General features: G+C 43.1%; 12 protein-coding genes. 7 read left to right on the top strand and 5 right to left on the bottom strand.

All coding sequences use genetic code 11. From position 1 onward, the window contains the following. The first annotated feature begins 155 nt into the window (after positions 1-155). On the top strand, positions 156-1,046 hold the full coding sequence (locus B7P33_RS11235) for a helix-turn-helix transcriptional regulator (protein ID WP_097442056.1): 891 nt from the start codon (positions 156-158) through the stop codon (positions 1,044-1,046). Positions 1,047-1,407: 361 nt separating this feature from the next. On the opposite strand, the gene B7P33_RS11225 is transcribed toward B7P33_RS11235, so the two are convergent. Beyond that, positions 1,408-2,253 carry an N-acetylmuramoyl-L-alanine amidase-like domain-containing protein gene (locus B7P33_RS11225; protein WP_097442054.1) on the bottom strand — a complete coding sequence of 282 codons (846 nt, stop codon included), beginning with the start codon at positions 2,251-2,253 and terminating at the stop codon, positions 1,408-1,410. Between the two features lie 48 nt (positions 2,254-2,301). After that, positions 2,302-5,778: a TraB/GumN family protein gene (locus tag B7P33_RS11220; RefSeq protein ID WP_097442053.1), complete on the bottom strand. Its 3,477-nt coding sequence runs from the start codon at positions 5,776-5,778 to the stop codon at positions 2,302-2,304. Between the two features lie 349 nt (positions 5,779-6,127). Here B7P33_RS11220 and B7P33_RS11215 point away from each other — a divergent pair, with 349 nt between their 5' ends. Next, positions 6,128-6,796, top strand: coding sequence for a hypothetical protein (locus tag B7P33_RS11215; RefSeq protein ID WP_141402455.1), 669 nt, complete (start codon positions 6,128-6,130; stop codon positions 6,794-6,796). Between the two features lie 44 nt (positions 6,797-6,840). Then, positions 6,841-8,382 carry a sialate O-acetylesterase gene (locus B7P33_RS11210; protein WP_141402454.1) on the top strand — a complete coding sequence of 514 codons (1,542 nt, stop codon included), beginning with the start codon at positions 6,841-6,843 and terminating at the stop codon, positions 8,380-8,382. Between the two features lie 60 nt (positions 8,383-8,442). On the opposite strand, the gene B7P33_RS11205 is transcribed toward B7P33_RS11210, so the two are convergent. Next, a complete protein-coding gene (locus B7P33_RS11205) occupies positions 8,443-8,778 on the bottom strand; it encodes a HepT-like ribonuclease domain-containing protein (RefSeq protein WP_097442050.1) in 336 nt (111 codons plus the stop codon). After that, the gene (locus B7P33_RS11200) at positions 8,771-9,061 is read right to left on the bottom strand and encodes a nucleotidyltransferase family protein (protein WP_097442049.1); all 291 of its coding nucleotides are present in this window, start codon (positions 9,059-9,061) and stop codon (positions 8,771-8,773) included. The genes B7P33_RS11205 and B7P33_RS11200 overlap by 8 nt, the downstream gene beginning before the upstream one ends. 193 nt (positions 9,062-9,254) lie before the next feature. Here B7P33_RS11200 and hemH point away from each other — a divergent pair, with 193 nt between their 5' ends. The 4 genes from hemH to B7P33_RS11180 all read left to right on the top strand — a co-directional run bounded on the left by hemH (position 9,255) and on the right by B7P33_RS11180 (position 13,281). Continuing rightward, positions 9,255-10,283, top strand: coding sequence for a ferrochelatase (gene hemH, locus B7P33_RS11195; RefSeq protein WP_097442048.1), 1,029 nt, complete (start codon positions 9,255-9,257; stop codon positions 10,281-10,283). After that, positions 10,283-11,656: an MATE family efflux transporter gene (locus B7P33_RS11190; RefSeq protein ID WP_097442047.1), complete on the top strand. Its 1,374-nt coding sequence runs from the start codon at positions 10,283-10,285 to the stop codon at positions 11,654-11,656. The genes hemH and B7P33_RS11190 overlap by 1 nt, the downstream gene beginning before the upstream one ends. An 862-nt stretch (positions 11,657-12,518) precedes the next feature. Continuing rightward, positions 12,519-12,944 carry a SufE family protein gene (locus tag B7P33_RS11185; protein ID WP_097442046.1) on the top strand — a complete coding sequence of 142 codons (426 nt, stop codon included), beginning with the start codon at positions 12,519-12,521 and terminating at the stop codon, positions 12,942-12,944. A 10-nt stretch (positions 12,945-12,954) separates the two neighbouring features. Further along, positions 12,955-13,281 carry an SUF system Fe-S cluster assembly protein gene (locus B7P33_RS11180; RefSeq protein WP_097442045.1) on the top strand — a complete coding sequence of 109 codons (327 nt, stop codon included), beginning with the start codon at positions 12,955-12,957 and terminating at the stop codon, positions 13,279-13,281. Between the two features lie 68 nt (positions 13,282-13,349). On the opposite strand, the gene B7P33_RS11175 is transcribed toward B7P33_RS11180, so the two are convergent. Then, a complete protein-coding gene (locus tag B7P33_RS11175; RefSeq protein WP_097442044.1) occupies positions 13,350-13,889 on the bottom strand; it encodes a MauE/DoxX family redox-associated membrane protein in 540 nt (179 codons plus the stop codon). Positions 13,890-14,046 lie beyond the last annotated feature (157 nt).

Here is a 14,046-nt window from a genome sequence, read left to right as displayed (position 1 = left end):
CGCCAGCGGTTCTAATTATGACGATACCGGGGAAAATTAGACTTCTGGCGTTATAATATCGTTGAAATCAGCTATTTTTGAGGGGTAAACGGCATTTTACCTTGGTTATTTAGAGGGGTTCTAAATAAATTCAATGGAAGTTAAAATCAGATAGTATGGACAAAAATATCGCCACAGGTTCCTTTGATATCGTATATCTACGGGAAGACTCCTATGTGCTTAAGATTCAAAACGATAGTGATGAGGTGTTGCATGTAGAGCGGGAAATTGATAGTAGTTTTATCCAGTTCCATTTTTGTTTAAAAGGCAGCGGGAAGTTTTTGTTCAACCAAGGGAATTATGCACTCGAAGTATCGGAAGAACAATCGCTGTTATTGTACAATACCCAAACTGATTTACCCTTAAACCTGCAACTGCAACCCCAGTCTTGGTTGATTTCAGTAGTTATGAGCCTGCGTAAGTTTCATACCCTCTTTTCGCATGAGGCCAGCTTTATCCCTTTCTTGGCCGATGGTAACAAATTACAGAAACACTATGCCCAAGAACCGGTGAGTCCGCCTATGGCCATTATTTTAAGCCAGATTTTCCATTTTAATATGCATCCATCGGTAAAGGAGTTATATATCCGCGGGAAGATTTTTGAATTGATGGCCCTGTATTTTAACAAAGGCAATGATGTAGATGTAGAGCAATGTCCGTTTTTGATCAACGAAGACAACGTACAGCGTATACGTAAGGCCAAAGAGATTATGATCGAACGTATGGCCGAGCCCCCCACTTTGAACGAATTGGCCACGGAGATCGGCTTGCCCTTAAAAAAACTAAAAGAAGGCTTTAAACAGATTTATGGCGAACCGGTCTACGGCTTTCTATTCGACTATAAGATGGAATTCGCCCGAAAACTGTTGGCTTCCGGACAACACAATGTTAACGAGGTAGGCTTAAAAGTGGGTTATAGTACGGCCAGTCATTTTATCGCGGCCTTTAAAAAGAAATTCGGTACTACACCTAAGAAGTATTTAATGTCTTTGGCCGGCGGGAATTAGGCCTTTCCCGTTAGCTTTCTCCAACAAAAGGGAACAACGTATTTGTTTTTTAAAATCGAACTCTTGTTAATATGGTAAAACGAAATCTGTCTTCTGTTTTGATTATTCTGGCTATGCTCTTGCATGTGCTCAATTTTGATTTTTCAACTTTTAGTTGGCAATCAAAAAGCACTTGGTTTTTTCTTGCTGCTCTAATCTTAATCGTGGCATCGGCTTGGGGAATTTTTAAAAATGAGAAAGAGCAGAAATAAAGTAAGGCAGTGGGCTTTGATTATAGGGGTTGGGTTTTACAGCTATGAATATTGGGTTCTAAAGGATTCTTTAGACAATAATCAATAGGCAATAAACCATAGAAAATCCATCACTGCGGTCTTACCACAATAATCCCGATATTGCTTTTAATACCTTTAAGGTAATCGACCAGGGGTTTTTCGCTGACCTCGACTTCTTTATTTTTAGACGAGGCATGTAATAAATGCAAGCGGCCATTCACCTTGGTGGCCAATCCGGTGTGGGTTACATCCAAACCTTTTATGGAAGTCGCCAAGGCCAGTATATCGCCGGGGTGGATCTTATCTTCAACAGCCTTGATTTTGTTTTGGGGCAGCACCCAAAGCTGATGTTGCTTCATACGGGCTTCCATAGCCAAGATATCTTGGTAGTTTTTATCATCCTGCAAAAAAGGATAACTTTTACGGTGGGTACCCATAAAGTCGATTTCCTTTTCCAAGCGTTCCCCACCCAACTGGGCCGTAATATCGGTCACCAAACCTTTCGATTGGTTGTTGGCGATCCAGGCCGTAAAATAATGTAGCCTAGAGCCATAGCCATTAAGTTTGCCGTTATAATACCGAATGGTTTCAAGATTGTCCAAAAAATCTTCAAAACTGGTTTTCCCTTCCTGGACCATACAGGCCAGGGCCAACACATTTTCAACATAGGTGGTACAGTCCAAGCCATGTAGGTTTACCACCAAAGATTCGGTATCACCAACCTCTAGGGTTTGGGCCACATATGGGGTTTGTAAAAAGCTTTTCCCGATAAACTCCATAAGGTCTCCCATGTCCATTTGGGCTAGATTGGCCTGATTTAACGCTTCTATTTTGGTTAAAGCCGCCTTTTTATCGGCCGGGGAGCAGCTGATCTGCTGGGCCGAACCGGGCGAAAATTGTAAAAGGCAAAAGACGATAAGAAGGTATCGGTACATGCTAAAGGTGTTTCTAGGTTAAAGTAAAGGAAAACCAAGCAAAGATGATTACCAAACCCCAAAATAATAGGCATTGGGCCGGTAGACCATAGCTCTTTTTCGTTCGGCCAATTCAAACTCTTCCAACACCAAACGCAAACCATCGGTTTCATTCTCGGTATTTTCCAGTTCAAATCCGCCATTGTTATACGAAGGTTCCGATAGCTTGTCGTTGGCGGTATAGGCCAATACATGAATTTTAATCCGGCCCTTTTTCCCGGTCTCCTTAAAAAAGTAGGCTACATAGGCCACCCCTTTCCGGGTTAGGGATTGTTTTTTAACGAACTCCAGTTTTATTTCCGGATTATCTTGATTCCGAATTAGCGTACTCGCCACCAGTTCAGCCCGCTTGGCATAGGTTTTAGGAAACCAAGATAATTTTCCCGCTTTCTGCAGCCCTTCATATAATAATACCCGCGATTCGGGGTCTTTTGCCAAATCATTGACCAATGCGGGTTTGGTATCCCCATTTAAAATGGCCTGGTTAAGCACATACTGTACCTGTACCTTTGGGGTTTGGGATCGGGGGACCTTTTCCATAAACCGTTGTACTTTTTTATCGGAGGAAAATGGTTGTAACAGTACCATATAGTCGCTTAACAAGCCGGCCAAGCGATTGCGTTCTTTTTTGTGGTACGTAAAATGGGCGTGTTCCGATTTTTCAGCGGCCAACACGCGTTTCAGTAGCAATTGGGCATCGTTTATTAAGGCATTCCTATACCTTTTATACACTTTGGGTTTTAAAGCCTCAGCCCTGTAATAGGTGGCCAATAACGAGATTATCGGAGCTTTGTATTCCGGTACACCACTATAACCCAACAATTCCGGAAACAAGGCCGAAGCCAACTCGGGTTTATCAAAGAAGGGAGCAAAAATTGAGGTTATCTCTTGTTCTGAATTGGGTAAGGGCAAATCCGTTTCCAATAGGGTCAACAGATCCGCAACCGACTTTTCATCGGCTTTTTTGGTCAGGGCTTGTAGAATTTGAATTTGGGCATCTGAATTACCATAGGCTTGGCTATAGAGTTGCCAAAGAAAAGGCCGCACCCTTGGGTCATTGATTTGGATGAGCTTATGGATCAGATCGGATTGTATGGGCTGTTGTGCGGCCGCCCATTCATAGTTCGAAATGTAATGGGTAAGGCTATCGATATGGCGTTTATCAAAATATACCGATTTGTATCCTGTTAAGGCCAAACTGTCCTTGGCCCGCAAGGCATAAAAAAACAGGGGCACCTTATCGCCTAATACCGGGCTGCCTACCAAGGTGTCGAGCGGTTTAAAATGTTCGAAAAAGTTGCGGACAAAGGTACTGGGACCGGCTTCTTGGTCCCGAACGGCCCGCAATTCGTGCAGCAATCCGGCCCTTAGGCTATTGCGTACCCACAAGGTTCTTTGGGTAGCGGTATCGCGCAATTGAATATCGAAATAAGCCAAACCGGCCGTAGTATCGACCCGCACCGAATCCGGCCCTAAAATAAAACCCGATTTACGGTATTTGGCCTTACGTCTGGCCCAAACCGAATCGAGACTGGGCAAGCCGTACAGATCATGCGATTTTATAACCTTTACCTGCACTGCTTCATTATTAGCGTTGGTATAGGTCGCCTTTTTATGGAAAGGCATATAGGATTTTTTGTTTTTGGTATGGTTGGCATCCATAACAAAGACCTTGGCCGGTACCGTAGTATTGGTGCTGAACAACATACTGGTGTCTTTGATGACCTTATAGGGGTGCTGTTCTTCCGGAAGGTTTATCCGAAAAGAATCAAAATAGGCATCAGCCTTTTCTGCGCTTGGGGTCACACAACCAATCAAATAGTAATCGGGCCCTAAAATACGGGTCTCCAAATGCATTTTTTTACTGGTATCTTGGTGCCAATCGGACAATGAACGAAGTCGCCTTGCAGAGGCCTTGCCCCATTTTGGTTTTAGGCCCAGATCGGAAGTAAACCGTTTTATGATCTGCTTTAATTCAAAAGTATCCGATTCCAGATACCCCATATCGGCCAAACTGGCTTTCTGCATAAAAAAATACGAATCGGTATCATAAGCTTCCATCTGCCGGGTTCCCTTGCGTAATTGGTTGGTAAAACGGTAGTTTCCCGGAATTTGGAAGTGGTAATCTTTATAGGGGGATTGTATTTTGGCAGGTAAATCGGTCTCGGGCCTAAAGCGCAAACTATTAAAAACCGTATCGGAGGCCTGGGATACATAGCCGCCGTCGGCCCCCATTTTAAACACCAATACTTCCAAGGGGGTCACAAACAATTGGTAGCGCTGGTGTTTGCCATTTTTTAAGCGATTTTTAATATCAATACCGGGATAACCGTCTTTTTCAATTTGGGTTTTATCAAGAATGGTTCCGGGTATATTCTCAAAGAGCAGGGCGTCGATGTCGGCCAGCGTCAATACCGATTCCTGTTTTATAAAATGGTGGGTAGGCATACGGTGGATTAGCATATAGCTACCATTGGCCAAATCGGGCGAAACGTAGGTGGTACCCAAACCCTCGTTTATGGGGTAGAGCTTGTTGGGCAGTTTTAGGCTAAAAAAGCCATCGTCGGGCCTTCTTTCGGTCAAAACCGGGGGTATATGAGCTTTTTCCAAGGCATCTTTGGCATTGGTCCCCTTTGAGGTTCGTCTAGAGACTAAGGGTTTTACGGTATAGCCTTGTTGCCGGAGCAGTTCCAAAATTCCCTTTTCCCCGGGCAAATGTGCGGCCCCTACACCGGTAAAGACCGATCGGGAATGCATTAGGGGCACCAGGCGTTCCAACATGTTCCTATTCCGGGCATATAGCATATGCTCTAAATAGTAATTGGAATACATGCCCTGGTCCAAGGAATCGAGTAAGGCCAGGTCACGGTTTCTATAGGCCTCTTGCATCAGGTTCGGAAGGCTTTGCTGCTGTAACCGTTTTTGAAGCCATTCGGCCGGTTTATCGCGCATAGCGTTCAGGGCGGCCCGCCCGACCAGGGCGCGAGACTCTTCCAAATCTTCCAGCGCGACCACATCTTTGCCCAGTTTTTTACCGGCTTGGTATAAAAACATATCCAGATAGGTCTCTTCCTCAAAATCTTGGCTAAAAGGACTGGTTCTGTACAACAACCCATTCAACAACTGATCTTCAAAGGAAAGCACTTGGGCCAAGTTCTCCTTTTTGGGGTTCTCCATAACAAACGGATAGATATAGAACCCTTGATGGTCGGCTGCTCGCATACCCATAAGGTCGAAATAATCCTCATCCTGAAAATCGAGCCAAGTGGCCGGGTCGCTCTCCAAGGCCACCGCCTCTGATGTTTGTAGTGCGGTATAGAAGACATCGTCTAACCGAAAAGCGATTTTTCGGCTCACATGCATAGTACCATAGACATAAGATGGCTTTTCCAGTCCATTACCGGAAACCTCCCAAAGCAGACTTTTGGGTTCTTGAGCATACAGACCGGACACTACCGAAAATAGGATCAATACCAGATTTCGCATAAAACAAAAATTACCATAAATAGCCCCATTACCAAATAAGAACGCCTAAAGGGGTCTTAAAGTTTGTTAAGGAGAAGTTAGTCCACGGTTTTTTTGAACACCATGCTACTGTTGGATTTAGTATCTATGTATACCCTTAGTGTTTTAAGAAGGAATGAAAATTCATTTAAAGCAGTAACTTGTCAAGAGCTTTAACAGTTAATTGAAAATCTAGGTGTTCAATGAAGCTCTGGGGCAACTATTTTTAAGACATACGACAACTTTTATGTTCAGATTAAAAAGGATCCTACTGTTTATTATTTTTTTAGGTTGCTTGGGTTCGTGTAAGCGGAATTCTTCTAGAATCCTTTTGGAATGGAGTTTACCAGAGTTAAGTAATACATTTACGAATGCCAATGATTACTCCAAATTTTCTAAAAAGGGCACCATTGCCGGAGGATTAAAAAGAGGGTTTTGGCATTACGAGCTAGATGGTGAAAAATTTTCACGTATTTGGTCGGTTTATGACAATGGTTCTATTCAAATAAATTATCCAACATCTTGGGAGCTAAAAGAAAATAAGGACTTTTTGTTTTTCTCTCGTTTAGAAAACAGGTCATATGACTTTTTCTTGGTAAAAAGGTACTCTATTTCTGAAATAGGCCTGAGCTTGGAAGATTACTTTCATTCCGCGGTAATTGAATTAAAAGAAAAGGAGGCTAATAATAAGACACATGGTTTGTGTGTTAAACTAGAATTTGAAGAAAGAGACGTTTTTTATCTAAGGTTCGATGTCAAAGATGATGATAAGAATAACGCCTTTTATAATTTGTATACAGAACACAACGGATTTATATACGATTTTGCCATGAGGGTTGGAACGCCACCGGTAGAAACGGATTCCCATCTTTTTGCAGAGGTGGTTTTTAGTTTAAAAGTTGAAGGTGAAGCACTGTTTCAACAAAATGAGCTTTTAAACCAAAAGGAATGGATAGTTGATTTAGATACTACCGAAACCATTGACACGAAAACGCATTAAGCCAAGCAAACTTAAGTGCTAGCTACGATATAATCCCTGTACTTTTGAAACGAACCAAACCTAGCGATTTTTTGATGCTCCGCAAGCTGTTACCTTTGGCCCTATGTTTTTGGGGCTTTGGGCTTTTTGCCCAGTTCTCCCTGGCCGATGTACTTACCTATAATATGGTCTTACAACGAGATCAACCCATCCATTTTTGGGGTAAGGGTATGCCCAAAACCCAAATCGTAGCGCACTTTATGGGTCAGGAAGTAGTCACCCGAGTAAATGCAGAAGGGCAGTGGAGCATATTTTTTCCGCCACAACAGGCCGTATTGAAGCCCCAAAGTCTTCGCATTAGGCATAACCAAGGGGAACAAATTTTACAGAACATTGTCATTGGCGATGTTTGGCTTTGTATAGGCCAATCGAATATGGAATGGCCGCTGGAAAAAGAAGACTACTATCTTTCCGAAATAAAAAATACCAAACAGTCTTTACTTCGTTTTTACAATCCGGATTATGCCGGTAAGGGTGTTTACAATGCACCCTTTAATGAAAGCTTGCGCAAGCGGCTTACCCCTACTGATTTCTTTCAGGGCCGTTGGCAAGAAAGCCACAGCGAAACAGCGAAACGGATGAGTGCCGTGGGCTATTATTTTGGATCGAGCCTTTTAGAATCAGAGAAGATTCCGATTGGCTTGGTTAATATGGCCATTGGTGGGGCCCCGATAGAAACATTTATGAGCACCGAAATCTTAAAAACCCATCCGAGCTTTGGGGCCAAAGTCCAGTCGCCTTGGTTAGATAACGACGCCTTAGCGGTTTGGATCCGAACCCGGGGCAAGCAAAATGTAGGCGGAATCGCAGATGTACCTGGTGATAGCCTGGGACCAAACCATGCCTTTAAACCCGGCTTTGCCAATGCCGCGGGTATAGCCAAAATATTGCCTATGCCCATAAAAGGTGTTACTTGGTACCAAGGGGAGAGCAATGCGCAAGAAATAGAACGTGTAATGGAATACGGGGACTTGCAGCAATTGATGGTAAAGGAGCTTAGAAGCCAATGGGCGAATGCGGAATTGCCTTTTTATTGGGTGCAACTCTCTTCTATAGATACCCTAAAGTACCAGTCACGGTTTTGGCCTGAATTCAGAAACCAACAAAGGCTTTTGTTATCGAAAATAACCCATGGGGGAATGGCCGTAAGTAGCGATGTGGGAGCCAAAAATGACGTGCACCCTACCGATAAAAAAACTGTGGGCCAGCGATTGGCACGTTGGGCCCTTAACCAAACCTATGGCAGGCCCATAGTGCCTTCTGGACCACTTGTAAAAAGTGCCATTTTCGATGGGAGCAAGGTCGTGGTCGATTTTGAATTCGATACAGGATTACAGGGAGGAAACGGACAAAATATCCGCGGCTTTTCTTTAGACGGGAAAAACGAAATACTCTGTACCCTAGTCAATAATCGTATATGGATTCCCTGTCGTAATAACCCCGAATATGTATATTACGCTTGGCGACCTTTTTCCGAGGCCAATTTGGTCAATGGCGAGGGCTTACCTGCTTCCACGTTTAAAATTAAGGTGGTCGATAGTCGGTAAGAGTTTCAGGTGGAGTAGGGGTACTTTTACAACTTTTCGATTAATACATGGAGTTGTACACTAATCGGTGATTTCCTCAAGCCAATTCGTTAATTCGGTCAAATAATTTTGAATGATGGACCATACGATTTCAATATCGATGCCGAAGTATTCATGAACAATCCTATTTCGGAATCCACGTAATCGACTCCATTCAATTTCAGGATGTTGCGCTCTGAATTTTTCATCTATACGATTAGCGGCCTCACCAATAATTTCGAAGTTTCTAATAACGGCATCAATGGTCTTTTCATCATTTGAAAACGAATCCAAGTTATGCCCTTGTGTATACCGACCTATTTTTTTACAAGATTCCAACATGTCCTCGAGAAGAAGTAAATGGTCTCGTTTAGACATAAATTAAATCGGATTTAATGGACTTCAAATACTTTTCTTTAATACCGTTCTTAGAAACCAAATCGATTTTAAAACCAAATAAGATTTCTAATTCTTCTGCGAGATCAATAAACCGGATACCAATCTTATCATTAAACTCCACAAGTAAATCCAAATCACTTTGCTCATTTTGGTCTTTCCTAGCATAGGAACCGAAAATAGCCAAGGATTTAATAGGGTACTTCGAATACAAATGACTCTTATTCTGTAAAAGAATAGTTTTTATTTCCTCAAGTGATTTCATAAGATAAAGATACTAATTCCGTATTATTCAGGGGTTCCCTTATGGTTACCTCAATCTAACCCATCTCAAAATTCGAGCCAGAGATTACAAGTAAAATTCTGCCAACGGGCCCTCGATTTTTAATGGGAAAGGGGTCGCCAATGAGCCACATTTAACCGTATTTTTGCAATGGTAAAAAAAATTAGACCCATATATGAAAGGAGTTTTACTGGTAAACTTGGGTTCGCCCGATAGTCCGACCGCGAAAGATGTACGTCCGTATTTAGATGAATTTCTGATGGATGAACGGGTCATTGACCTACCGTATTGGAAGCGCAACCTTTTGGTTCGGGGCATCATTTTGAATACCCGGCCTAAAAAATCGGCCGAAGCCTATCAGAAAATTTGGTGGGAAGAAGGCTCTCCCTTGATTATCATCTCCGAGCGTTTTACCAAAAAAGTGGCCGATCAGGTGAACATTCCCGTGGCCTTGGGAATGCGATATGGTTCGGGCAACATTCAAGAAGGACTCGAAAAGTTGATGGCCCAAGGGGTAGATGAGGTGTTATTGGTGCCGCTGTATCCGCATTATGCCATGTCGTCTTATGAAACCGTTGTGGTTAAGGCCCTAGAAGTACAACGCAGTCTTTTTCCCGATTTAAAAATGACCACCATGCCGGCCTTTTATAAGAATGCCGACTATATCAAGGTATTGGGGAATAGCATTCGCGAGGGTCTGGCCGATTTTGAACCCGATCATATCCTATTTTCTTACCACGGCATTCCAGAGCGGCATATTTACAAAGGCGACCCTACCAAATTCCACTGCCAATTAAACAAAAGTTGCTGTACTACCAATTCGGTGGCACACCATAGTTGCTATCGTCATCAATGTTTGGCTACCACCGATATGGTAATCGAACATATGGATTTGGGCGAGAACGTAAGCTCTTCTTTCCAATCGCGATTGGGAAGAGACCCTTGGATAAAACCCTATACCGATGCCGAATTTGAGCGTTTGGCCAAATCAGGGGTCAAGAAATTGGCCGTGATAACCCCAGCTTTCGTCTCTGATTGTTTAGAGACCCTCGAAGAGATTGCCATGGAGGGTAAGGAACAGTTCGAGGAAGCCGGTGGTGTCGAATATAAACATGTACCCTGCTTAAACGACAACGACGATTGGGCCCAACTTATGGCCCAGTGGATCAAAGATTGGGAAGCACATAATACCCTTCCGGTGTAATGGCCCGTGTGGCATCCGATGAATTGGGCACTTGGCCCATTGGCAAGCTTTTGGTAAAACAAGCCATACCCGCAGCCATTGGTATTCTGGTGATGTCGCTCAACATCTTGGTCGATTCTATTTTCGTTGGTAAATGGATCGGACCCATGGCCATTGCGGCAATCAATGTCGTTTTACCCGTTTCCTTTTTTATTGGGGCTTTGGGCATTGCCATAGGGGTAGGTGGTAGTAGTATTATTTCTCGGGCTCTTGGACAGGGCGACCGTACCAAAGCCGTTTCGGTTTTTGGCAACCAGATTGCCCTTACCATACTGATTACCGTGGCCTTGGTAGTAGTGGGTTTAAGTTATCGCGACGTCCTTATTCCGGCATTTGGAGGAAAAGGCGCCATTTTTGAGCCGGCAAAAATCTACTATACCATTATACTCTACGGCGTACCCTTTTTGGCGCTTTGTATGATGGGGAATACGGTAATACGGGCCGAGGGCAAACCCAAATTCGCCATGATCGCCATGATCGTACCTTCGGTAGGTAACCTACTAATGGATTATATTTTCATTTACCTGTTCGATTGGGGTATGCAAGGGGCTGCTTGGGCCTCTACGGTGGGTTATCTCTCTTGTTTTGTGTATGTGGCCTATTTCTTTCTAGGGAAAAACACCGAGATAATAGGTTGGTGGAAGGCCGTAGGTTTTCAATGGTCGATCGTAAAGGAAATCAGTGCCCTAGGGTCGGTGACTTTGGCGCGGCAAGCGGTAACCAGCGTGAATTATCTGATTCTAAACAATGTGCTTTTCGATTTGGGCGGCGAGGCCCTAGTAGCGGTCTATGCCATAATCGGACGTATGCTTATGTTCGCCCTTTTCCCGGTCTTTGGGGTAACCCAGGGTTTTTTACCCATTGCGGGGTATAACTATGGTGCCCAAAAATTCGATAGGGTAAAAACATCGATTTATACGGCCATAAAATATGCCTCTTTGGTGGGTACTTTGGTGTTTTTGGGCTTGTTGATATTTCCCGATTTTATGGTGAATCTCTTTTTGAGTGACAAAGCCGATCTGCCCCAATCCATTTTAGATATCAATGCCTATGTACGGGCACATGGCCCCAATGCCCTACGCTGGGTATTCGCAGCCACCCCCATCATAGCCCTGCAATTGATAGGTTCGGCCTATTTTCAAGCCGTAGGCAAGGCTATACCTGCCTTTTTGCTGACGCTGAGTAGACAGGGCTTCTTTTTTATACCACTTGTTCTAATCTTGCCTGTCTACTGGGGTGCCCTAGGGGTTTGGCTGGCATTTCCGTTGGCCGATTTGTTGGCTACAATCGTTACGGGTATTGCTTTAAAAAGGGAAATGGCACGCTTGGGGTAAGGGTTGTTTTTTAGTTTGATGGGTTTATGGTTTATTGGGTCTGTCTTTGGGAAACTGCGCCTCAACTAAACCAGTTATGAGTATTTTCAAATCTTCAAATCAACCCATGATCAAATTGCTTCATTGCCGCAGGCGGATACGAATTTCACTAATTGCCCGAATAATGGAGTTAACCTCCAACAGTTTTTTTCATAACTATAAAAGAGGTTGTTTCACAGAGTTTCGCAGAGAATACACAGAGTTTCACGGTGGTTCTGCTTGGCCAATTCAACAAACGAGTTATGGGTTATATCGCAACAACTTCCCATTTCGTAATTCCAAAATCGTACTTCCCGCCCCCATTTTCAAATCTTCAAATTAACCCATTATCAAATTGCTTCCTTGCATAAGATGGACACGAATTTCACCAATTACACGAAAAATGGGTTTAACCATCGTTAGGCTTTTTCCCAACTATAAAAAGTGGTTGTTTCACAGAGTTTCGCAGAGAATACACAGAGTTTCACGGAGGTTCTGCTTGGCCAATTCAACAAATGAGTTATGGGTTATGACGCAACAAACTTCCCACTTTGTAATTCCAAAATCGTACTTCCCGCCCCCATTTTCAAATCTTCAAATCAACCCATTATCAAATTGCTTCATCGCTACATTGAATAATTGATACATTGTTACATGGCCATAGGCAACACGAACCTTCAGGTTGTATTCCGACTCAATAATACTCCATCAACACTCATCAATTGTCAATTTTCAAACTCTTTTTCCCAATCTTATCTTAAAAGCAAAACCCTTTTAACGGGTTTGGGGTTGTCGGGTATTTCTAAAGTCGGATTTATCGTATTTTTGCGGGGAATTGATAGGTATGAGCATAAAAGAAATTCAAGAAGAGATCGTAGACGAGTTCTCCATGTTCGACGACTGGATGCAGCGCTACGAATACATCATCGAATTAGGGAAATCGTTGCCCTTGATAGATGAGCAATACAAGACCGATGACCATATCATTAAAGGCTGCCAAAGCAAGGTGTGGGTACATGCCCAAATGACCAACGATCGTTTGGACTTTACCGCAGATTCAGATGCCATAATCACCAAGGGCATCATAGCTATTTTGGTTCGGGTCTTTGGGGGGCAACATCCGAAGGATATTATGGAGGCCGATACTGAATTTTTGGATGAGATCGGCTTAAAAGAGCATTTATCGCCTACCCGTGCCAACGGATTGGTTAGTATGGTAAAACAGCTTAAACTGTATGCCGTAGCCTATCAGACCCAATTAAATTCTTAAAGAGAAGCAAATGAGTGATACTACGATAGATACAGCAGCCTTGGGCGAACAGATCGTTGCCGTAATCAAGACCATATACGACCCAGAGATTCCGGTCGACATTTACGAGTTGGGATTGATCTACGATGTTTTCGTCAATGAAGATATGGACGTTAAGATCTTGATGACCTTAACCACGCCTAACTGTCCGGTTGCCGAGACCCTTCCGGTTGAGGTAGAGGAGAAAGTAAAATCTATTGACGCCGTTAATGATGCCGAGGTAGAGATTACCTTCGATCCCCCATGGAGCCAAGACTTGATGAGCGAAGAGGCCAAGTTGGAATTGGGGATGTTGTAGTTAAAGCGGATTTCCTTTCATACTTCCCCAAAATTAGTATCGTTTTGGGGTATATCGATTTTAGAGGATTACCATTTAATGGTTATGTAATACTCCAGAAAACGAAATACCACAAAGCTCGCGAAAGCGATGCATAGTTTGATCAAGATTTTGGTTGTAGGTTGTTTCAATTTTTCTTGGATAAGTAGAGCTTTTAAACTGTTCAGGATTCGGTCTTTATGTAGCCATAGGATGACCAATAACAAAACTTGATAGAGTATGGCAGCGCGCAATGCGCCCTCGTTCACACCATAAAAGATGTCCTGTAAAATGATGTTTACCAAAATGGTGGAGGTGAATACACAACCTATCAATCGTGTTTTTTTGAAAAGGATTAAAAGTCCGCCCAAGATTTCAAAAACCCCAAGGGTGATGGCGAATGATTTTGAATAGCCATAAAAAGCCCACATGAGCTCCATACCCGACAATTCTGAAACGGTTTTATCGATTTCGGTGGCCCCATCAAATTGAAATAGTTTGGCCCCGCCGTAAATAAACATCGCTAATACAACGATCCAACTGATGGCGTTTTCGAATATGTCAAGTTTATCATTTTTGGTGAACTCCATTCGGTGATAGATTTTTATTGGTCGAATTACCTAACAGATTCAGCTCGTTTTTGACGGGCCAAATCTTTCATTAAAACGATAAAGGAGTTGAAACGTTACAAGGCTTGGCAAAGTTTAATACCTCCCACTACCTACTCTCGACTTATTTTCAAATCTT

Origin of the sequence: Sediminicola luteus (assembly GCF_002514735.1) — a bacterium.
Classification (GTDB): domain Bacteria; phylum Bacteroidota; class Bacteroidia; order Flavobacteriales; family Flavobacteriaceae; genus HQA918.
The sequence above is the reverse complement of the archived record's forward strand: the minus strand, read 5'-3'. Positions and strand labels throughout refer to the sequence as shown.